The following is a 19,829-nucleotide window of genomic DNA, read 5'->3' as shown; positions in this document are numbered from 1 at the left end:
TCCCCCGAAGATCGGCCCACGACGCTAGAGAGATGGTCATGTCACGAAAGATCGCCGGATTCCTCGTCGCGCTCGCCGCGTTCATGGTCTTCGAGTGGATCAACCTGGGATTCAACCTTCAGGACGGCCACGACACCGGCTTCTACGTGGTGCACGGCATCCTGATCGCGGTCAACATCATCCTGGCGGTCGTGCTGGGGATCATCGGCCTGCGGGGGCTCGGCAAAGTGCCGTCCTGGTGGCGGCGTGCAGCTCGTCGGCCTCACGACGGGAGCCGGCGATCGTCGTGAAGCCCATCTTGCCGTGCTCGGGGATGGCGCCGAGCAGGTGGAAGACGTTCCCGGTGCCGGTCGCGGCGTCGAAGCCGAGGCCGAGCCGTTCGGCGGTGCGCAGCACCTCGCCGGGGGAGCGGCCGCGCAGGCAGTCGGCCGAGCAGTTGTCGGTGGCCGTGTAGTACGTGGGCCGGTCGCCGGCCATCAGCAGGCCGGTGCCCGGGTCGTACCGGGCTCCGGTGACGAGCTGGGCTGCCCCGTACGGATGGGTGGTGCCGCCGATCCGCAGGTTGATCTCGCACAGCAGGGCCGCGTAGCCGGCGTCGGTCTTCATGGCGAAGAAGTCCATGCCGAACAGCCCGACCGCGCCCTTGCTCGCCAGGATGGCGGCGATCCGGTCGGCCGAGGCGCCCACCTCGGCGCGGTACTCCGGCGCGGCCGGGAACGTGCAGCCCTGGTAGACGTCGTTGTTGGCGCCGCCGAGCACCTGGTCGTGGGTGGCCAGCACCTCGTGGTGCCCGCCGGGCGAGATGCGGGCCAGCGCGCTGGGGAAGTACAGCGGCCGGTGCTCGATGAACTCCTCGACCACGGCGCCGCGCTCGGCGATCTTGGCGGTGAACGTCTCCCAGGTCTCGCCCGCGGCGGAGAAGCTGGTCGCGGCGCGGTCGCCTTTGGGCAGGATGGCGTTGCCGAGTCCCGAGTAGCCGTCGTTCAGCTTGAGGATGACGCGCTCGCCGGGCAGCGACTCGATGGCGTCCTCCAGCTCGGCGAGGGTGTGCAGGTCGCCGAAGCCGCGCGCCATGGGCACGCCCGCCATCGAGCCGAGCTCGCGCGAGCCGCTCTTGGAGCCGTAGTAGGCCAGCGCCGTGGCCGGGCCGTAGAGGGGCACGTTGAGTGACGAGGCGAGCTCCTCCTCCAGCTCGCTCAGCACGAACGGCACGATGAAGGCGTCGTCGTCGATCGCGGACCGCAGCCGGTCCATGACGTCGGGACGCGACAGTAACGTCCTGGTGAGCGGTTGCGCGTGCGGCTCGTCGAGGGTGATGAGCTCCAGCCGCTTGGCGGCCTCCTCCGGGTCGGGCAGGAAGCCGAGATAGTAGGCGACGATCTCTGGGTCGATCGGCGCGGACGAGAGGTAGACCACCTTGACCCCGGGCTCGCGCAGGGTCAGCAGCAGGAAGAGCAGGCGCTCCTCGTAGCACCGCGCTCCCGTGATGCGGCGGAGCTCGTCCTGCGGCAGGGAGAGCGAGGGTACGACCACCAGGGTCCCCTCGCCCGGCTCGAAGATGCTCAACCTGGCATACTTCTCCCCGAACGGGATATTAGTGATCATATTGCGAGTGAAACACGCATTCTTCTCAAATGCAGCAATCGCCGGAGTGTCATGACCATGACAGAAGGTGACAGCATTCGTCATGGCGGAGCACGTTTGGGATGCCCGGCTCGGGGTCAGGATTTAATGATCCCTTGTGACTATTTTCGGGCCACGCCGGATGGTCACAGTCCGTGACGACCCGTGGTTACGGGCATGCAGGCGGCTAACTTTTGGTGTAGTTGTCGGCGCGAACGCTCACGAGAGCGATAAAGTCGAAGCATCGCCGGGCCCGTGGCTGATCGCCATGTTCCCGGCTGAAGCCGCCCTCTTCGGGAGACGGCGGAGAGTCGCGCCCCCGTGTCGATGAGCTGCTCGGAACGGACAGCCGCCACTGAGGGACAAATGACGAAAGACGGCGCTATTAGGCCGTGCGGCGTTGGGCAGTGGTGATCGCACGGCATGGGACGGGATGGTGACTGATGCAGGGACGTGAGCTTCGAGGGGAACTCGACGCGTTCCTGGCGGGGATCGAGCAGGACCTGGTGGCCTTCCGCCGTGATCTGCACATGCACCCCGAGCTGGCCTTCGCCGAATACCGCACGACGCAGCGGATCGCCGAGCGGCTCAGCGCCGCCGGGCTGGTCCCCTCGGTGCTGCCGCGCGGCACCGGGCTGATCTGCGACGTGGGCCGGGGCGACGGCCCGACAGTGGCACTGCGCGCCGACATCGACGCGCTCCCGCTCCAGGACGAGAAGGAGCTGCCCTACCGCTCCACCGTGCCCGGCTCCTGCCACGCGTGCGGGCACGACGTGCACACCACGGTCCTGCTCGGCACCTCGCTCTTCCTGGCCCAGCAGGCCGCCGCCGGGCTGCTGCCCGGCCGGGTGCGCCTGATCTTCCAGCCCGCCGAGGAGCTGCCCGGCGGCGCCCTGGAGGTCATGGCGCAGGGCGGCATCAGCGGCGTCGACCGCATCTTCGGCCTGCACTGCGACCCGCGCGTGGACGTCGGACAGATCGGCCTCAAGTCGGGCCCGATCACCTCGGCCTGCGACAAGCTGACGATCCGGGTCTCCGGCCCCGGCGGCCACACCGCCAGGCCGCACCTCACCGCCGACCTGGTGTTCGCGCTCGCCAAGATCCTCACCGAGCTGCCCGCCGCACTGTCGCGCCGGGTCGACCCGCGCTCCTCGCTCAGCCTCGTGTGGGGCCGCGTGTCGGCGGGCTCTGCCGCCAACGCCATCCCCGACGACGGCGTGGCCGAGGGCACCGTGCGCTGCCTCGACGAGAACGCCTGGCACGCCGCCCCCGACCTGATCAAGTCGCTGCTGGAGTCGGTCGCCGGCGCCTACGGCGTCGAGGCGACGATGGACTACACGCGCGGCGTGCCGCCCGTGGTCAACGATGACGGCTGCGTGGAGATGCTGACCGAGGCGGCCCAGCGGGCGCTCGGCCCGGGCGCGGTGGTGCCCACCCAGCAGTCGCTCGGCGGCGAGGACTTCGCCTGGTACCTGGAGTCGATCCCCGGCGCGTTCGCCAGGCTCGGCACCCGCTCCCCGGAGTCCGGCATCACCTACGACATCCACCAGGGCACGTTCGACGTGGACGAGCGGGCCATCGCCATGGGCGTGCGCCTCATGGCGACGACCGCGCTCACCGCCCTGTTCGAGGGCACCCGCCTCCCGGCCGCGGACGAGATCACCTCCGCCCTGGCCTGAGGCGGGCCGTCACGGCAGCCGGCCGAAGACCACCGGCAGCTTCACCGACGAGCGGCCCGGCGACACCGTGACCTTGGTGCCCGCCGGGTAACGCAGCGTGTAGTCGTGGTCCGTCGAGATGATCACCACGCCGATCCGGTGCCCCTTCTTGAACAGGTGGTCCTGCGGCTGGAGATCCCACGTGAAGCCGTACTCGCGGCCCGGCCTCACGGGCTCGCTGCGGTCCTCCCGGTGCCGGTTGCGCACGTCCAGCCACCCCCGCGTGACGATCCTGTACGGGGTCACCGCCGTGCCCAGCGTGCGCAGGGCGGTGCAGCCGGTGTCACCCGGGACGCCCTGGCCGTAGCAGAGCGTCTCGCCGGTCGGCACCAGCCTGCCGTCGGGCCGCGTGTCCGTCCCGTAGTCGACCAGCAGGGCGGTCAGGTACGGCGTGGCGCCGTCGCGCATCGAGGCCCGCACCGAGATCGTCGGCGTGCCGGAGATCCGCACGTCGGCGGGCAGCGGGGCCGTCAGGTAGGCCAGCCGGTTCGGGTCCGCCGCGGGCGCGGTCCCGGCCAGGTCCTCGGCCGTGCGGGTCTTCTGGTCGGTGTACGACTCGCGCGCCGACCAGGGGCGGGGCAGCAGGCCGAGCTTGCCGCCCGAGCCCATCCACAGCCGCACCGGGTGGGCGCCCGGCAGCGGCCAGGAGGCGTGCCGCCCCCACTGCCCGGCGGCGATCTCCACGTCGGCCTGCGGCTCACGCGTGACGCCGCTGTCGAGCCCGTACAGCCAGTGGTCGAACCAGCCGTGGAGCTGGCGCAGCCACTCGGCGGTGCGCAGGCTGAACGGGTTCATGTGGGTGCCCTGGTGCAGCCAGATCTTGCGCGGCACGTTCCGCTCGGCCAGGGCCTGCCACCACTGGGCGGCCTGCTTGGTCTTGACGTTCCAGTCGTTGAGCCCGTGCACCAGGAAGACGCTGGCCCGGACCTTGTCCACGTCGTTGAGGTAGTTGCGGGCGTCCCAGAACGGGCTGTAGTCGCCGCTGACGCGGTCCTGGGCCGCCGCCAGGCCGTCGATCACCGGGCCGCACACCGCCTGGCCGTCCTGCCTGGTCAGCACGAACTTGGCGAGCACGTCGGCGTCCTCGCCCTGGAAGCCGCCGGGGGCGAGCACGCCGCCGTTGGCCCGGTAGTAGTCGTACCAGGAGGAGATCGCGGCGATGGGCACGATCGTCTCCAGGCCCTCGACGCCGGTCGCGGCGACGGCGTTGGGCAGGGTGCCGTTGTAGGAGACGCCGATCATGCCGACCTTGCCGGTGGACCAGGTGGCCTCGACCGGGGCGCCGTTCGCGTCGAAGCCCTTGGCGCGGCCGTTGAGCCAGTCGATGGCGGCCTTCGGCCCGGCGGTCTCGTTGCGGTCGCCGGTGGTCGGGCAGCCGGTGGCCCGGCCGCTGCCCACGTTCTCGACCAGGGCTATGGCGTAGCCGCGGGGCAGGAAGTAGTTGTCGTAGTAGCCGGCGAACGGCTCACTGGCGAGCTTGTCCGCGTGCGAGCGCAGCGTGGGCAGCGGGTTGCCGTCCTCGTCCACGTCGACGGGGTGGTTGGGGACGTCGTTGACGCCGGAGAAGTACGGGCTGGCCTCCATGATCACGGGGACCTTGAGCCCCTGGTCGGTCTCCTTGGGACGCAGGATGTCGACGGCGACCCGGTCGGGCCGGCCGTCGTGGTCACTGTCGGTGCCTTCGACCTCGACGAAGACGGTCTGTTTGACGGCGTCCGCGCGGGAGAAGACCGGTTGGGTGGCGTTCCCCTCCACGCTGATGGCGGGGGTGTCCGCCGCGACGGGCCCGCTGGTCAGTCCCAGGACGAGGACCGCGGCCAGCGGCACGGCGATGGCCTTCCAAGGGTGCATGGCAGAGCTCCAGACGACTTTTCCGCCGGTTGGCGGGAATCCCTGCCATGATCGATCGGCGGTCACCGGCTGGCGAGGCCCAAAATTCGGCAAAGCTTGCCGGCCGCCACCTGAGCGGACGGGCCCGGAAATCAGGTCACGGACGCGCTTGATGTCGATAACGGAGCGGTTGCGACCCTGTGTGCTGGTTTGGTATGCCCTGGTCAACCAACTATCTTCCGTGCAGGGTTGCCGTACGTTTCTTCGCGCCTGCGATGAAGTTCGACGGCGGGGAAATGGAAGGGAGTCGCCTTGCTCAGCAAGCGATTCGGCAGGTTGGCGACCGGCACGCTGGCCGGTGCCATGCTCATGGCGGCCGCGGCTTGTGGTGGTGGCAGCACGGGCGGGGAGACCACGGCGAGCACGTCGCCCGGCACGGAGACCAACGCTCCGGCGGCGAGCGGCCTGAAGGTCGGCCTCGCGTTCGACATCGGCGGTCGCGGTGACAAGTCGTTCAACGACGCCGCCTACGCCGGCCTGGAGAAGGCCAAGGCCGAGCTCGGCGCCGACATCAAGGAACTGAGCCCCGCCGCCGACGGCTCCAACCGCGCCGAGCTGCTGACCCAGCTCGTCGACGCGGGCTACAACCCGATCATCGGCGTGGGCTTCGCCTACGGCGAGGACATCAAGAAGGCCGCCGAGGAGAACCCGGACGTGCAGTTCGCGGTCGTCGACTCGGCCTCGAACGCGGCCAACGTCACCGGCCTGCTGTTCGCCGAGGAGCAGGGCTCCTACCTGGCGGGCGTCGCCGCGGCGACCAAGGCCAAGAGCGGCCACGTCGGCTTCGTCGGCGGCGTCGAGAACGACCTGATCAAGAAGTTCGAGGCGGGCTTCGTGGCCGGCGTCAAGTCGGTCAAGGCCGACGCCAAGATCGACGTCAAGTACCTGACGCCCGACGGCGACTTCACCGGCTTCCGCGCCCCCGACAAGGGCAAGGTCGCGGCCGAGAAGATGTTCCAGGACGGCGCCGAGGTCGTCTACCACGCCGCCGGTGACTCCGGCCTGGGCGTGTTCCAGGCGGCTGCCGCGGCCAAGAAGAAGGCCATCGGCGTCGACTCCGACCAGCGCCAGACCGTCACCGAGCCCGAGCTGCAGGAGGTCATCATGACCTCGATGCTCAAGCGCGTGGACGTCGGCGTCTTCGAGTACATCAAGGCGTTCCAGGGCGGCGCCAAGGGCGGCAGCGACATCGTCTACGACCTCAAGGTCGACGGCGTGGGCCTGTCCACCACCGGCGGCGAGATCGACGACATCCAGGACAAGATCGACGCTGCCAAGAAGGACATCGTCGACGGCAAGATCACGGTTCCGGCCAAGCCGTAACCTGGGTAGGAACCATCGACCGAGGGCCCGAGTCCCGAGACCCGGGCCCTCGGGCATATCTGCCAGGCTCTAGGAGAAACCGAATGAGCGGCCGATGAACGCCGAGACGCCCGCCGTACAACTGGAGGGCATCACCAAGCGCTTCCCCGGCGTGGTGGCCAACCACGACATCTGCATCACCGTCCAACCCGGCACGGTGCACGCGATCGTCGGGGAGAACGGCGCCGGCAAGTCGACCCTGATGAAGATCCTGTACGGGATGCAGAAGCCGGACGAGGGCACCATCAAGGTCAACGGCCGGGAGGTGGCCTTCCGCACCCCGAGCGACGCCATCGACGCCGGCATCGGCATGGTGCACCAGCACTTCATGCTGGCCGACAACTTCACCGTGCTGGAGAACATCGTCCTGGGCGCCGAGCCGCGCAAGGCCGGCGTCATGCTCGACGCGGGCCGGGCGCGGGCGCGGATCAACCAGCTCGCCGAGAGCCACGGGCTGCGCGTCGACCCCGACCGGCTGGTCGAGGACCTCGGCGTCGGCGACCGCCAGCGCGTGGAGATCCTCAAGGTCCTCTACCGGGGCGCGCGCATCCTCATCCTCGACGAGCCGACCGCGGTCCTCGTGCCGCAGGAGGTCGAGGAGCTCTTCGAGAACCTGCGCGAGCTCACGGCCGGCGGCCTCACCGTCATCTTCATCTCCCACAAGCTCGACGAGGTGCTCAGCATCGCCGACGCGATCACCGTGATCCGGCGCGGCACCACCGTCGCCAGCGTCGACCCGGCCGACGTGACCGCCCGGCAGCTCGCCGAGCTCATGGTCGGCAGCGAGCTGCCCACGCCCGAGACGCGCGAGTCCACGGTGACCGACACGGTCGCGCTGCGCGTGTCCCACCTGACCCTGGAGGCCGACGGGCGGGCGCTCCTGGACGACGTGTCGTTCGACATCCGCAAGGGCGAGATCCTCGGCATCGCCGGGGTCGAGGGCAACGGCCAGTCCGAGCTCATCGAGGCCATCATGGGCATGCGCCCGGTGAGCGGCGCCGTCGAGCTCGCCGAGCAGGACATCTCCGCCTGGTCCACGCTCAGGCGGCGCGAGGCCGGCATCGGCTACATCCCGGAGGACCGCCACCGGCAGGGCCTGCTGCTGGAGGCGTCGCTCTGGGAGAACCGGGTGCTCGGCCACCAGACCAGGCGGCCGTCCCGCTCCGGCATCTGGATCAACCGGCGGGCCGCCAGGTCCGACACCCAGCGCATCGTCGACACGTACGACGTCCGCACGCCCGGCGTCGACACGCTGGCGCTCGCGCTGTCGGGCGGCAACCAGCAGAAGCTCATCGTCGGCCGCGAGATGAGCGGCGAGCCGAAGTTCCTCATCGCCGCCCACCCGACCCGCGGCGTCGACGTGGGCGCGCAGGCCGCCATCTGGGACCACCTGCGCGAGGCCCGCGCGGCCGGGCTGGCCGTGCTGCTCATCTCGGCGGACCTCGACGAGCTGATCGGGCTGTCCGACACGCTGCAGGTCATCTACCGGGGACGGCTCGTGGCCCGCCTCGACCCGTCCGACGTGACCCCGGAACGGCTGGGCGGATACATGACCGGCGCCATCACCGGCACGAAGGAGACGTGATGCCCGCAGGGCTCTATCGGGCATTGCTCACCGTGGCGGGCGCGATCATCGCCATCCTGGTGGCCATCGGCATCAGCAGCGTGGCGATCGTCGCGGCCGGGGCGAACCCCGGCGACGCGCTCGCCGCGTTCTTCGACTTCGGCGCGCGGGAAAGCTCGGTGTCCAACAGCATCGCCCGGATGCTGAACCGGGCCGTGCCGCTGTTCCTGGCCGGTCTGGCGGTGGCCGTCGGCTTCCGCATGAACCTCTTCAACATCGGCGTCGAGGGCCAGTACCGGATCGCGGCCGTCTGCGCCGCCTACGTCGGCTCGACGTTCGTGGCTCCCGCCCCGATCCAGATCACGGTGATCATCGTGGTGGCGGCGGCCGTCGGCGGCTTCTACGCGCTGATCCCGGCCGTGATGAAGGTGACCCGGGGGGTGAACGAGGTCATCTCCACGATCATGCTGAACTACATCGCGATCAACCTGGCGGCCTTCCTCGTCCGCGGCCCCTTCGCCGGCGAGCGCGCCAAGGGGCAGCTCACCACGACCACCCCGGTCCTGCCCGAGTCGGCCTGGTTCCCGAACATGAACTGGCTGCTGGAGGCGGTCGGCCTGCCCGCGCCACGCGGCGGCGGCGTGTGGGGCTTCCTGCTCGTGGCCGTCGTCGTCGGCGTGGCCCTCTGGGTGGTGCTGGAGCGGACCAAGTTCGGCTTCGACGTCAAGGCCAGCGGCCTGAACCCGACGGCCGCGTTCGCCTCCGGCATCGGCCCGAAGCGCATGGTCATCTCCGCCATGGTGCTCTCCGGCGGCATCGCCGGACTGATCGGCCTGCCCGAGATCCTCGGCGACCAGCACGCCTTCGGCACCAACTTCACCCCCGGCCTCGGCTACCTCGGCATCGCGGTCGCGCTGCTGGGCCGTAACAGCCCCTGGGGCATCGCGGTGGCCGCGCTCCTGTTCGCCTTCCTGGACCGGGCCCAGGGGCCGCTGCAGTTCGCCGAGGTGCCGCCCTCCGTGATCACGATCATGCAGGGCACCATCGTGCTCCTCGTGGTCATCGCCAACGAGATCACCAGCAGGATCGCGCTGCGGCGCGAGGAACGGCGCGCGGCGCGAGAGCTCGGAAAGGTGAGCGCATGACCACCCTCGCCGGATCGAGCAGGATCCGCAAATACCACCTGGCGCTGATCGGCGTCGCGCTGCTGCTCATGCTGATGTCGCTGGTCCGGATCATCGCCGGGACCGACGACATCACCTCCTCCGGCGTGATCGGGGCGGCGCTGCTGTTCTCGGTGCCGATCGGGCTGGCCGGGCTCGGCGGCCTCTGGGCCGAGCGGGCGGGCGTGGTCAACATCGGCCTCGAAGGCATGATGGTGCTCGGCACCTGGTTCGCCGGCTGGGCCGGCTACCAGTGGGGTCCGGTGGCCGCGCTGCTGGCCGGGCTGATCGCGGGCGCGCTCGGCGGCCTGCTGCACGCCATCGCGACCGTCACGTTCGGCGTCGACCACATCATCAGCGGCGTCGCCATCAACCTGCTCGGGCCGGGCGTCACCCGCTTCCTGTCGGAGGTCCTCTACAAGGAGGGCTCCCCGGCCAACCAGGCGGGCGCCGGCATCACCACCTCGCCGCCGGTCTCGGGGGAGGCGTGGGAGTTCAGCCTGCCCCTGCTGTCCGACGGGCCCGACTGGCTGGGCTCGCTGGAGAAGACGCACTGGTTCCTGCTCTCCGACGTGGCCGGCATCCTGCGCGGGCTCACCCACGACGTCAACGTGCTGGTGATCCTGGCCGTGCTGATGCTGCCGCTGACGTTCTTCGTGCTCTGGCGCACCGCGTTCGGGCTGCGGCTGCGCTCGGCGGGCGAGAACCCGTGGGCGGCCGAGTCGCTGGGCGTGAACGTCCTGCGGATCAAGTATCTGGCCGTGGTCATCTCCGGCGCGTTCGCCGGGCTGGGCGGCGTGTTCCTGGTGTTCGTCAGCGACAAGTACGTCGAGGGGCAGTCGGCGGGCCGTGGCTTCATCGGCCTGGCCGCCATGATCTTCGGCAACTGGCGGCCGGGCGGGCTGGCCACGGGCGCGGCCCTGTTCGGCTACGCCGACGCCCTCCAGCTCCGCAGCCAGGGCGCGGTCACCTCGTTCCTGCTGTTCGGCGCGATCCTGCTGCTGATCTATCTGATCGTCAGGGCCCGCCGGATGCTGACGGCCGGGCAGTCCGCCCGCGAGTACACGACGATGGCGGCCGCCGCGGCCGGCATGGTCGTGCTGATCTGGCTGTGGCTGACCGTCGACAGGCTGCCGAACGAGTTCGTGTTCATCACGCCGCACGTGCTTACCCTGCTCGTGCTCCTGGTGGCGTCGCAGCGGCTGCGCATGCCCAAGGCCGACGGCGTGATCTATCGACGGGGGGAGCAGCATTGAGCATCGACTGGGAGGCGCTGCGCGCGGAGGCCGCGGAGGCCATGCGCCACGCCTACGCGCCCTACTCCAAGTTCCCCGTGGGCGCCGCCGCCCTGGTGGACGACGGGCGGATCGTCACGGGCTGCAACGTGGAGAACGCCTCCTACGGGGTGGGCCTGTGCGCGGAGTGCGGGCTGGTGTCGGCGCTCCAGGCGTCCGGCGGGGGCAGGCTGGTGGCCTTCACCTGCGTGGACGGCCACGGCGAGCTGCTCATGCCGTGCGGGCGCTGCCGGCAGCTCCTGTACGAGTTCGGCGGTGACGACCTGCTGGTCGAGACCGTCGACGGGCCGCTGCCGATGGCGCGGATCCTGCCGTACGCGTTCGGCCCCGTCGACCTGTCCAGGATGGCGTGATGGACGCGATCGAGGTCATCGTCGCCAAGCGCGACGGCGGCGAGCTGAGCGCGGCCCAGATCGACTGGGTGATCCACGCCTACGTGCGCGGTGAGGTCGCCGACGAGCAGATGTCGGCGCTGGCCATGGCGATCCTGCTCAACGGCATGAACCGGCGCGAGATCGCCGGCTGGACGCAGGCCATGATCCGCTCCGGCGAGCGCATGGACTGGTCGGAGCTGGACCGGCCGACGGCCGACAAGCACTCCACGGGCGGCGTCGGCGACAAGATCACGCTGCCGCTGGCGCCGCTGGTCGCCGCCTGCGGCGCGTACGTCCCGCAGCTGTCGGGCCGCGGCCTCGGCCACACCGGCGGCACGCTGGACAAGCTGGAGTCGATCCCGGGCTGGCGGGCGTCGCTGTCCAACGACGAGATGCTCGGCGTGCTGCGCGCGGCCGGCGCGGTGATCTGCGCCGCCGGCTCCGGGCTGGCCCCCGCCGACAAGAAGCTGTACGCGCTGCGCGACGTCACCGGCACGGTCGAGTCCATCCCGCTCATCGCCTCGTCGATCATGTCGAAGAAGATCGCCGAGGGCACCGGGTCGCTGGTGCTCGACGTCAAGGTGGGCTCGGGCGCGTTCATGAAGACGCCGGAGCGGGCCCGCGAGCTGGCCGAGACCATGGTGGCGCTGGGCACCGACGCGGGCGTGCGCACGGTCGCGCTGCTGACCGCGATGGACCGGCCGCTGGGCCGGGCCGTGGGCAACGCCCTGGAGGTCGAGGAGTCGGTCGAGGTCCTGGCGGGCGGCGGGCCGTCCGACGTCGTGGAGCTGACCGTACGGCTGGCCAGGGAGATGCTGGAGGCCGCCGGGGTGTCGGGCAAGGACCCTGCCGACGCGCTGCGTGACGGGTCGGCCATGGACGCCTGGCGGACGATGGTCGGCGCCCAGGGCGGCGACCCGGACGCGCTGCTGCCGCGCGCGGCCGAGACGATGACGGTGGACGCCCCGGAGTCGGGGGTGCTCACCCGGCTCGACGCCTACGCGGTCGGGCTGGCGGCCTGGCGGCTCGGCGCGGGCCGGGCGCGCAAGGAGGACCCGGTGTCGGCGGGCGCGGGCATCACGCTGCACGCCAAGCCGGGCGACCTGGTCAGGGCGGGGCAGCCGCTGCTGACGCTGCACGCCGACGAGACGAGCCGCTTCGAGCGGGCGCTGGAGGCGCTGCGCGGCGGCTACGAGGTCGGACCGGCCGCGGGGGAGACCCTGCCGCTGATCATCGACCGGATCACCGCCTAGACGGACACCGCGGGCGCGTCGTCGAAGATCGAGGAGAGGACGGCGCGCTGGGTGGGGAGGGCTGCCGCGTGCCGGGCGCGGCCCTCCTCGGTGATGCACACGAACACGCCGCGCCGGTCGGAGTCGCACGCGCCGCGGCTGACGAGCGCGGACTTCTCCAGCCTGGCCACCACGCGCGAGAGCGCGCTCTGGCTCAGGTGGACCTCGTCGCACAGCTCCTGGATGCGCAGCTTTCTGTCGTGGTGGACCATCCGGTCGAGCACCTCGAACTCGCTGGGCCCCAGGCCGTGCTTGTCGCCCAGCTCCCGCTCCAGCATGCACATCGCCTTGGCGTGCTTCGCCAGGACGTAATGCCAGGTGCCGACCACGTGCGCCTCGTCCATGACGCGGAGATTACCACTAGGCGAAAAATCATGCAATGGAATTAAATGCGCTTGCATTAGATGCGAGTGCATGTAATCTTTCCGTCCATGTCCTCTTCCTCCACCCGGTGGAGCGCGCTCGCCGTGCTCTGCGCAGTGATCTTCCTTGACGCCCTGGACGTGTCGATGGTCGGCGTGGCGCTGCCCTCCATCCAGCACGAGCTGGGGCTCTCCACCTCTTCTCTGCAGTGGGTTGTCAGCGGCTACGTGCTCGGATACGGCGGTCTTCTACTGCTCGGGGGCAGGACCGCCGATCTGCTGGGGCGGCGCAGGGTGTTCCTGGTCGCACTGGCGGTCTTCGCCGTGGCGTCGCTGCTGGGTGGCCTGGTGAACGACGGGGCGCTGCTCATCGCCGCCCGCTTCATCAAGGGCGTCGGCGCGGCCTTCACCGCCCCGGCCGCGTTGTCGATCATCACCACCACGTTCCCGGAAGGACCGCTGCGCAACAAGGCACTGAGCATCTTCACCGCCTGCGGCGCCAGCGGCTACTCGCTCGGCCTGGTGTTCTCCGGACTGCTCACCCAGCTCGACTGGCGCCTCACGATGCTGATGCCGGTGCCCGTCGCCGTCATCGCGCTGATCGCCGCGATCAAGGTGCTGCCGCGCAACGCCGAGGAGCGCGCCGATGGCGGCCACGACCTCATCGGCGCTGTGCTGATCACCGCCTCGATGCTGCTGCTCGTCTTCACCGTGGTCCAGGCGCCGGAAGCCGGCTGGTCCTCCGTCCGCACGATCGGCTCGCTGGTCGCCGTCGCCGCCCTGCTCGGCCTGTTCGTGCTCACCGAGCTCAGGCTCAAGCACCCGCTCGTCCGACTCGGCATCCTCCGCTCCGGGCCGCTCGTGCGGGCCAACCTCGGGCTCGTCGTCCTCATGGGCTCGTACGTGGCCTTCCAGTTCGTCGCCATGCAGTACTTCCAGAACCTGCTCGGCTGGTCCGCGCTCGGCACCGCGCTGGCGTTCCTGCCGGCGGGCCTGCTCGTGGCGGTCACCTCGACCAAGATGGGCGACTTCGCCGACCGGTTCGGCACCGGCAAGCTCATCGTCGTCGGCGCGGCCGCGCTGGCCGGCGGCTACGCGATGTTCCTCGGCATCTCCCGCACGCCCGGCCTCTTCACCCTGGTCATCCCCGGCATGCTGCTGCTCGGCATCGCGTTCGCGCTGTCGTTCCCGGCCCTCAACATCCAGGCCACCAACGGCGTCTCCGACGACGAGCAGGGCCTCGCCTCCGGGCTGCTCAACACCTCCGGCCAGGTCGGCGGCGCGATCGTGCTCGCCGTGGTGACCGCGGTGCTCACCTCCGGCGGCGGCGAGATCTCCATCGGCTCGCTGCGCGCGGCCATCCTCGTCTCCCTGGTGCTCGCCGTCGCCGGACTGGCCCTTTCGGCCGCCGGACTGCGCGACCGCAAGCGGGCCGCCGCCGTGCCCGAGGCGAAAGCGTACGAGGTGGTGTGACCCGGACATTCGCCTGACGTCGGCCCATGCCGATCCGTTATCGGTGCGAGCTTCGCGCGGCCGTCCCCGGGAATCTTGGTGGCATGAACGCGTCACCGGGATTGAGGGCGGCCGCGGCGTGCGTGTGCGGGCTGATGCTCGTGGCGTGCGGCGCGCGGGGCACGGGCACGGGCACAGGCACGGCCACCGTGGAGCCGCCGTCGAGCCAGGGGAGCTCGGCGACGGCCACGTCCGCCGCGGCCGACCTGCCGACCAGCACCTCCGAGGTGGCCGTCGACCGCGCCGGGGCCCAGCCCGCGCTCGTCACCGGGGTGCGCGCCGGGCGCCACGACGGGTTCGACCGGGTGGTCGTCGACTTCGCCGGCTCGCTGCCCGGCTACACCGCCCAGTGGGCCGACGAACTCGTCCAGGACGGCTCCGGCACCCCCATCGACCTGGGCGGCGGGCTGGCCCTGCACCTGCTGCTCACCCCCGCCGACGCGCACACCGAGGACGGCACGCCCACCTGGACCGACGGGCCCGACGCCGGGTCGCTGGAGGCCGTCACCCGCATCGTCAAGACCGGCGACTTCGAAGGCCGCGTCGGCATCGCGCTGATCATGCCGGGGCGCACGGCGTTCCGCGTGAAGGAATACTCCGGGCCCAGCCGCCTGGTCGTGGACGTGCGACACTGACCTCGTGGTGAGAAAGATCGAAGGACCCACCCGGATCCCGGTGCCCGGCGGCAAGACCATCGACGAGCACGTCGGCCGCGTCAACAGCGGCGACGAGGCCGTCTCCATCGCGCACATGGTCGCCCCGCCCGGCTGGGACGAGCCCGCCCAGACGCCCGCCTTCACCGAATACACCGTCGTCCTGCGCGGCACCGTCCGCGTCGAGCACGACGGCGGCGTCACCGAGGTGACGGCCGGGCAGACGCTCGTGACCGAGCCGGGCGAGAAGATCCGCTACAGCACCGGCGACGAGGGCGCCGAATACATCGCGGTCTGTCTGCCCGCCTTCAGCCCCGAGTCCGTCAACCGCGACTCCTAGCCCCATATCATGGGCGGATGAGCCCCACGTACGAGGAGATCCGGCGCGCGCCCAAGGTGCTGCTGCACGACCATCTCGACGGTGGTCTCCGGGCTGAGACCATCGTGGAGCTGGCGCGCGAGAGCGGTTACGACCGGCTGCCGGCCGACGACCCTGACGAGCTGCGGCGCTGGTTCGAGGAGGCGGCCGACTCCGGGTCGCTGGAGCGCTACCTGGAGACGTTCGCCCACACCGTCGGCGTCATGCAGACCCGCGAGTCGCTGGTGCGGGTGGCCGCCGAGTGCGCGGCCGACCTGGCCGACGACGGCGTCGTCTACGCCGAGGTGCGCTTCGCGCCCGAGCAGCACACCACCCGCGGGCTGAGCCTCGACCAGGTCGTCCAGGCCGTCCTGGACGGGTTCCGGCAGGGCTCCGAAGGGCGCGGCATCCGCATCGGCACGCTGCTGACCGCGATGCGCCACCAGGCCCGCTCCATGGAGATCGCCGAGCTGGCCGTGCGCTACCGCGACGTGGGCGTGGCCGGATTCGACATCGCCGGCGCCGAGGCGGGCTACCCGCCCACGCGCCACCTCGACGCGTTCGAATACCTCCAGCGGGAGAACGCGCACTTCACCATCCACGCCGGCGAGGCGTTCGGGCTGCCGTCGATCTGGCAGGCCATCCAGTGGTGCGGCGCCGACCGGCTCGGCCACGGCGTACGCATCATCGACGACATCACCGTGGCCGGCGACGGCTCCGCCAAGCTCGGCAGGCTGGCCGCCTACGTGCGCGACAAGCGCATCCCGCTGGAGATGTGCCCCACCTCCAACCTGCAGACCGGGGCCGCCGCCTCCATCGCCGAGCACCCGATCGGGCTGCTGCGCCGGCTCCACTTCCGCGTCACGGTCAACACCGACAACCGGCTGATGAGCTCCACGACCGTCTCGCGGGAGTTCGCCAAGCTGGTCGAGGCGTTCGACTACGGGTGGGACGACCTGCAGTGGTTCACGGTCAACGCGATGAAGTCCGCGTTCCTGCCGTTCGACGAGCGGCTGGCGCTGATCAACGGCGTGATCAAGCCCGGGTTCGCGCGGCTGAAGTGGCAGCCGTGAAAGAGGTCTTCCGGTCCAAGACCGCGTTCGTGCTCGGCTGGGTGTGGGTGGCGTTCGTCGCCTTCAACGTGTGGGACCTGACCGCCCGCTACAACGGCAAGGCGTCGATGGTGGCGCTGGCCGTGCTGGGCGTGCTCACCGCGCTCGTCTACGTCGTCGCCATCCGCCCCGCCACCGTGTTCACCGAGCAGGGGCTGGTCGGGCGCAACCCGCTGCGCACGACGGTGGTGCCGTGGGCGTCGGTGCGGGAGGTCACGGTCTCCCACTCGATCAACGTCGACCACGGCGAGGGCCGCGTGCTGCGGCTGTGGACCCCGATGAGCTCGGCCCGCGAGCGCGCCAGGGCCCAGCGCCGTGGCCAGGCGGTCAAGCAGCGCGGCCGGTTCAGGACCGAGCCGACGCTGACCAAGGGCGAGCAGGCCGCCGCCCAGGCGTTCTCCGGCAAGACGCACGCCGACTGGGTGGGCGAGCAGATCAGCGACCGCGCCGACAAGGCCAGGATCCGCAACGAGGAGCCCGGCCCCGCCCGCGCCACCTGGGCCTACGACTCGCTGGCGATCGGCGTCGTGGCCCTGGTGCTGGTGGTCGCCGCCCTGCTCGTGCCCTGACCGGCCGCGCTCACCGCCTGCGCCGGTTGACGAAGCGTTCCATGCCCGCCCGGGCGATCCCGGAGTCCTCGACCTGGCGGGCTGCCCGCGTCTCGGCGGCGAAGGCGCGCTCGACCTCCTCCAGCGACGGGCGCAGCAGCCTGAGGTGCACCTCGGTGGCCGTGCCGGGCAGCGTCCAGCGGTGCACCAGGCCGATCGCCGTGTCGACCAGCGTGTCCGCCTCGACGACCTCGTCCAGCAGGCCGAGCGAGTGAGCCTCGGTGGCGCTCAGCCGCGCCGAGCCGAGCACCAGCCCCAGCGCCCGGCCGCCGACCAGGCGGCGCAGCAGATGGCTGGCGCCGTTGGAGATCGACAGCCCGATGTGGTTCTCCGGCAGGAAGAACTCGGCCGACGGCGTGCCCAGCCGGGCGTCGAAGCAGAGCGTCCACTCCGCCGCGCCGCCCACGGCCAGCCCGTTGACGGCCGCCACCACCGGCACCCTGGCCTCCAGCACGGCCCTGGTCAGGTCGTGGAAGAGCTCGACCTCGTCGATCAGCGACAGCCCGACGGCCTGGTCGATGTCCTCGCCCGCCGAGAACGCCCGCCCGGCGCCGGTGACGACGACGCCCCGGGCCGCCTTGCCATCCCCGTGCTCGCGCACCGCCGCGGCGAGCTGCCGCCGCATGCCGGCGGTCAGCGCGTTGAGCTTCCCGGGCCGCTGGAGGGTGATCACCGCCACCTCGTCCCGTACGGTCACGTCGATCATGCTCGCTCCTTGTCCGACGGCAGGGTTACGCGGAACGCGCCCGTCCGCTGGTCGGGGCGCATCAGGTGGCGCTTCTCGATCCGCGCCGAAGGGGTCAGCCGGAAGCCGTCGACGAACTCGACGAACGCCGGCACCTTGAACGGGGCCAGCCGCCGCGCGGCGTGCTCGGCCACGCTCGCCGCGGTCGGCCCGCTCGCCTCATAGCCCGGCCTGAGCTGGACGAACGCCTTGGGCAGCTCGCCGAACAGCTCGTCGGGCACCGGCACCAGGGCGACGTTCAGCACCGCCGGGTGCTCGCCCAGCACCCGCTCGACCTCGGCGCAGGAGATGTTCTCGCCGCCCCGGCGCACCATGTCCTTCAGCCGCCCGGCGTGCCGGATCTGCCCGTCGGGATTGCGTACGCCCAGGTCGCCGGTGTGGTACCAGCCGCCGCGGAAGGCGTGCGCGGTGGCCTCCGGGTGGTTCCAGTAGCCGGTCATCATCGGCTCGCCGCGCACCAGGATCTCGCCCGTCTCCTCGTCGAGCGTGACCTCCTTGCCGGGCGGCGGCAGGCCCATCGAGCCGGTGCCGACCTGGTCGCGGGCGTCCGGGGCGGACAGCAGGTCCGGGCCGCTCTCGGTGGACCCGTACAGCTCCCGCCAGGGCGCGCCCCAGCGCTCCTCGAAGGCGGCGTGCAGGCGCGGGGCGATGCCCGAGCACAGCACGAGGCGCATCCTGTTGTGCCGGTCCAGCGGGTCGGGCGGCTGCTTGTACATGAGCAGGGGCATCGTGCCCAGCACGTACGTGAGCGTCGCGCCGTGCTCGCGGGCCGAGCGCCAGAAGCCGGAGGCGGAGAAGCGGGGGAGGACGACCTGCGGGATGCCGCCCATCAGGCACAGCAGGGTCGTCCACTGGGGGTCCATGTAGGAGTACGCCTGGGCGATCAGCATCACGTCGTCGTCGCGCAGGTCCACCAGGTCGGCGACGACCCGGGCGGTGCGTAACCAGTAGGCGTGGGTGAGCATGCAGGCTTTGGGGAAGCCGGTGGTCCCCGACGTGTACTGAAAATTCGCCACATCGTTCGGGCTGGGCGATATTTCGGGGGCAGGGTGGGAGCCGGCGAGCGCGTCCAGGGTGTGCGCCACATGGCCGGCGCGCGAGACGTGCCCGGCGTGCTCCGCGCTGGTCACGGTGGCGACGGCGCCCGAGTCGCGGAGCACGTGCTCCAGGTCGGCCGCCCGGTAGCGGACGTTGACCGGGACGGTGACGGCCCCGGCCTTGAGGACGGCCAGCCAGCTCAGCGGCCAGCCCGGGACGTTGTCCAGCATGACGGCGACCCGGTCGCCGGGCCGGACGCCGGTGGCGGCCAGGGCCCCGGCCAGGCGGTCGCTCTCCGCGTGCACCTGGGCGAAGCTCAGCGAGACGTCGGGGAAGCGGAGGAACTCGCGGTCACCGAAGCGGGCGGCGGCCCACCGGACCAGGGCGGGGACGGTGTCGGGAACATCGGAGCGACGGTCAGCCATGCGGCGGCTCCCAGGGGAAGTCGGGCAGCAGGGAGAAGTCGGGCAGCAGGGACAGTCCGGGTGCGCGGACGGCGGCCAGGCCGATCGCCACGAACTCGGCGCACACCTGCTCCAGCGTGGAGTCGCCGTCGGGGCGGTACCACTCGCCGGTGCCGGTGCACATCGACATCAGGGCCAGGCGGGTCAGCTTCTGGTCGGCGACCCGGAACACGCCCGCCGCGACGCCGTCGGCCAGCGCCTGCCGCCAGAAGTCCTCGTACGCGTCGCGGAGGGCGATGATCTCGTCGTGGGCAGCGCCGCCGGGGGTGAGCGAGCGCAGTTCGCCGTCCATGACCCGGGTCGTCATGGGGTTGAGCGCGTGGATGGCGGTCAGTGAGCCGATGAGCAGCGCCAGCCGTTCGGCCGGGCCGCCGACGCCGGCCAGGAGGCGGCGGGTGGCGTCGATGAGGCCCCGGTGCCCGGCCTCCATCAGGTCGGCGAGCAGGGCTTCCTTGCTGGAAACGTGGTGGTAGACGCCGGCGTTGGTGAGGTTGACGGCCCTGGCCAGGTCCCTGACGCTCGTGGCGGCGTAGCCCTGCTCGGCGAACAGCCGCACGGCCGCCGCCCTGATCCGCAGGCCGGCATCGACATCCCGGGCAGTCTTCATGGGACCTACCGAACGTTCGGTTACGGTGATATTTCGCAGCATAACCTGTAGAGGTGGACTCTGACACCGTGTGAGGCCGTACATCTGGA

At 71.1% G+C, this 19,829-nt stretch carries 19 protein-coding genes; 13 read left to right on the top strand and 6 right to left on the bottom strand.

Features of this window, described 5'->3' with window-relative positions; translation table 11 throughout:
* The first annotated feature begins 38 nt into the window (after nucleotides 1-38).
* On the top strand, nucleotides 39-290 hold the full coding sequence (locus tag AB0G11_RS05920) for an SCO4848 family membrane protein (RefSeq protein WP_246644007.1): 252 nt from the start codon (nucleotides 39-41) through the stop codon (nucleotides 288-290).
* Here AB0G11_RS05920 and AB0G11_RS05915 read toward each other — a convergent pair.
* Nucleotides 202-1,605, bottom strand: a complete 1,404-nt coding sequence (locus AB0G11_RS05915) for a peptide ligase PGM1-related protein (RefSeq protein WP_219500711.1) — start codon at nucleotides 1,603-1,605, stop codon at nucleotides 202-204. The genes AB0G11_RS05920 and AB0G11_RS05915 overlap by 89 nt on opposite strands.
* A 461-nt stretch (nucleotides 1,606-2,066) precedes the next feature.
* Here AB0G11_RS05915 and AB0G11_RS05910 point away from each other — a divergent pair, with 461 nt between their 5' ends.
* On the top strand, nucleotides 2,067-3,302 hold the full coding sequence (locus tag AB0G11_RS05910) for a M20 family metallopeptidase (protein WP_219500713.1): 1,236 nt from the start codon (nucleotides 2,067-2,069) through the stop codon (nucleotides 3,300-3,302).
* A 9-nt stretch (nucleotides 3,303-3,311) separates the two neighbouring features.
* Here the strand turns inward: AB0G11_RS05910 and AB0G11_RS05905 are convergent, their stop codons facing one another.
* Nucleotides 3,312-5,192: a Xaa-Pro dipeptidyl-peptidase gene (locus AB0G11_RS05905; protein WP_357584218.1), complete on the bottom strand. Its 1,881-nt coding sequence runs from the start codon at nucleotides 5,190-5,192 to the stop codon at nucleotides 3,312-3,314.
* A gap of 291 nt (nucleotides 5,193-5,483) precedes the next feature.
* On the opposite strand from AB0G11_RS05905, the gene AB0G11_RS05900 reads away from it, so the two are divergent.
* The 6 genes from AB0G11_RS05900 to AB0G11_RS05875 all read left to right on the top strand — a co-directional run bounded on the left by AB0G11_RS05900 (nucleotide 5,484) and on the right by AB0G11_RS05875 (nucleotide 12,242).
* Nucleotides 5,484-6,554, top strand: coding sequence for a BMP family ABC transporter substrate-binding protein (locus tag AB0G11_RS05900; protein ID WP_219500718.1), 1,071 nt, complete (start codon nucleotides 5,484-5,486; stop codon nucleotides 6,552-6,554).
* Between the two features lie 94 nt (nucleotides 6,555-6,648).
* On the top strand, nucleotides 6,649-8,178 hold the full coding sequence (locus AB0G11_RS05895; RefSeq protein WP_219500721.1) for an ABC transporter ATP-binding protein: 1,530 nt from the start codon (nucleotides 6,649-6,651) through the stop codon (nucleotides 8,176-8,178).
* Nucleotides 8,178-9,302: an ABC transporter permease gene (locus tag AB0G11_RS05890; RefSeq protein WP_219500724.1), complete on the top strand. Its 1,125-nt coding sequence runs from the start codon at nucleotides 8,178-8,180 to the stop codon at nucleotides 9,300-9,302. Before AB0G11_RS05895 ends, AB0G11_RS05890 begins: the two co-directional genes overlap by 1 nt.
* Nucleotides 9,299-10,576 (top strand): ABC transporter permease, encoded by a 1,278-nt coding sequence (locus AB0G11_RS05885; protein WP_219500726.1) that lies wholly within the window; start codon nucleotides 9,299-9,301, stop codon nucleotides 10,574-10,576. The genes AB0G11_RS05890 and AB0G11_RS05885 overlap by 4 nt, the downstream gene beginning before the upstream one ends.
* Nucleotides 10,573-10,968, top strand: a complete 396-nt coding sequence (locus AB0G11_RS05880) for a cytidine deaminase (RefSeq protein WP_219500729.1) — start codon at nucleotides 10,573-10,575, stop codon at nucleotides 10,966-10,968. The genes AB0G11_RS05885 and AB0G11_RS05880 overlap by 4 nt, the downstream gene beginning before the upstream one ends.
* Nucleotides 10,968-12,242 (top strand): thymidine phosphorylase, encoded by a 1,275-nt coding sequence (locus AB0G11_RS05875; protein WP_357584217.1) that lies wholly within the window; start codon nucleotides 10,968-10,970, stop codon nucleotides 12,240-12,242. The genes AB0G11_RS05880 and AB0G11_RS05875 overlap by 1 nt, the downstream gene beginning before the upstream one ends.
* On the opposite strand, the gene AB0G11_RS05870 is transcribed toward AB0G11_RS05875, so the two are convergent.
* A complete protein-coding gene (locus AB0G11_RS05870) occupies nucleotides 12,239-12,625 on the bottom strand; it encodes a MarR family transcriptional regulator (RefSeq protein WP_219500732.1) in 387 nt (128 codons plus the stop codon). The genes AB0G11_RS05875 and AB0G11_RS05870 overlap by 4 nt on opposite strands.
* Before the next feature lie 87 nt (nucleotides 12,626-12,712).
* On the opposite strand from AB0G11_RS05870, the gene AB0G11_RS05865 reads away from it, so the two are divergent.
* The 5 genes from AB0G11_RS05865 to AB0G11_RS05845 all read left to right on the top strand — a co-directional run bounded on the left by AB0G11_RS05865 (nucleotide 12,713) and on the right by AB0G11_RS05845 (nucleotide 16,847).
* Nucleotides 12,713-14,116 carry an MFS transporter gene (locus tag AB0G11_RS05865; RefSeq protein WP_357584215.1) on the top strand — a complete coding sequence of 468 codons (1,404 nt, stop codon included), beginning with the start codon at nucleotides 12,713-12,715 and terminating at the stop codon, nucleotides 14,114-14,116.
* A gap of 83 nt (nucleotides 14,117-14,199) precedes the next feature.
* Nucleotides 14,200-14,790 carry a hypothetical protein gene (locus tag AB0G11_RS05860; protein WP_357584213.1) on the top strand — a complete coding sequence of 197 codons (591 nt, stop codon included), beginning with the start codon at nucleotides 14,200-14,202 and terminating at the stop codon, nucleotides 14,788-14,790.
* A gap of 4 nt (nucleotides 14,791-14,794) precedes the next feature.
* Nucleotides 14,795-15,148: a cupin domain-containing protein gene (locus AB0G11_RS05855; RefSeq protein WP_219500738.1), complete on the top strand. Its 354-nt coding sequence runs from the start codon at nucleotides 14,795-14,797 to the stop codon at nucleotides 15,146-15,148.
* A gap of 17 nt (nucleotides 15,149-15,165) precedes the next feature.
* The gene (locus AB0G11_RS05850) at nucleotides 15,166-16,239 is read left to right on the top strand and encodes an adenosine deaminase (protein ID WP_357584211.1); all 1,074 of its coding nucleotides are present in this window, start codon (nucleotides 15,166-15,168) and stop codon (nucleotides 16,237-16,239) included.
* On the top strand, nucleotides 16,236-16,847 hold the full coding sequence (locus tag AB0G11_RS05845; protein WP_219500750.1) for a PH domain-containing protein: 612 nt from the start codon (nucleotides 16,236-16,238) through the stop codon (nucleotides 16,845-16,847). Before AB0G11_RS05850 ends, AB0G11_RS05845 begins: the two co-directional genes overlap by 4 nt.
* A gap of 10 nt (nucleotides 16,848-16,857) precedes the next feature.
* Here the strand turns inward: AB0G11_RS05845 and AB0G11_RS05840 are convergent, their stop codons facing one another.
* Genes AB0G11_RS05840 through AB0G11_RS05830 form a run of 3 tightly spaced genes read right to left on the bottom strand, consistent with a single transcriptional unit; the run spans nucleotide 16,858 to nucleotide 19,740 of the window.
* Nucleotides 16,858-17,592, bottom strand: coding sequence for an enoyl-CoA hydratase/isomerase family protein (locus AB0G11_RS05840; RefSeq protein WP_357584209.1), 735 nt, complete (start codon nucleotides 17,590-17,592; stop codon nucleotides 16,858-16,860).
* Complete coding sequence (locus AB0G11_RS05835; RefSeq protein ID WP_357584207.1) at nucleotides 17,589-19,094, bottom strand: AMP-binding protein; 1,506 nt, start codon at nucleotides 19,092-19,094, stop codon at nucleotides 17,589-17,591. Before AB0G11_RS05835 ends, AB0G11_RS05840 begins: the two co-directional genes overlap by 4 nt.
* Nucleotides 19,087-19,740 carry a TetR/AcrR family transcriptional regulator gene (locus tag AB0G11_RS05830; RefSeq protein ID WP_357584205.1) on the bottom strand — a complete coding sequence of 218 codons (654 nt, stop codon included), beginning with the start codon at nucleotides 19,738-19,740 and terminating at the stop codon, nucleotides 19,087-19,089. The genes AB0G11_RS05835 and AB0G11_RS05830 overlap by 8 nt, the downstream gene beginning before the upstream one ends.
* Nucleotides 19,741-19,829 lie beyond the last annotated feature (89 nt).

Source organism: Nonomuraea sp. NPDC023979 (assembly GCF_040639085.1).
Lineage (GTDB): Bacteria > Actinomycetota > Actinomycetes > Streptosporangiales > Streptosporangiaceae > Nonomuraea > Nonomuraea ceibae.
The sequence above is the reverse complement of the archived record's forward strand: the minus strand, read 5'-3'. Positions and strand labels throughout refer to the sequence as shown.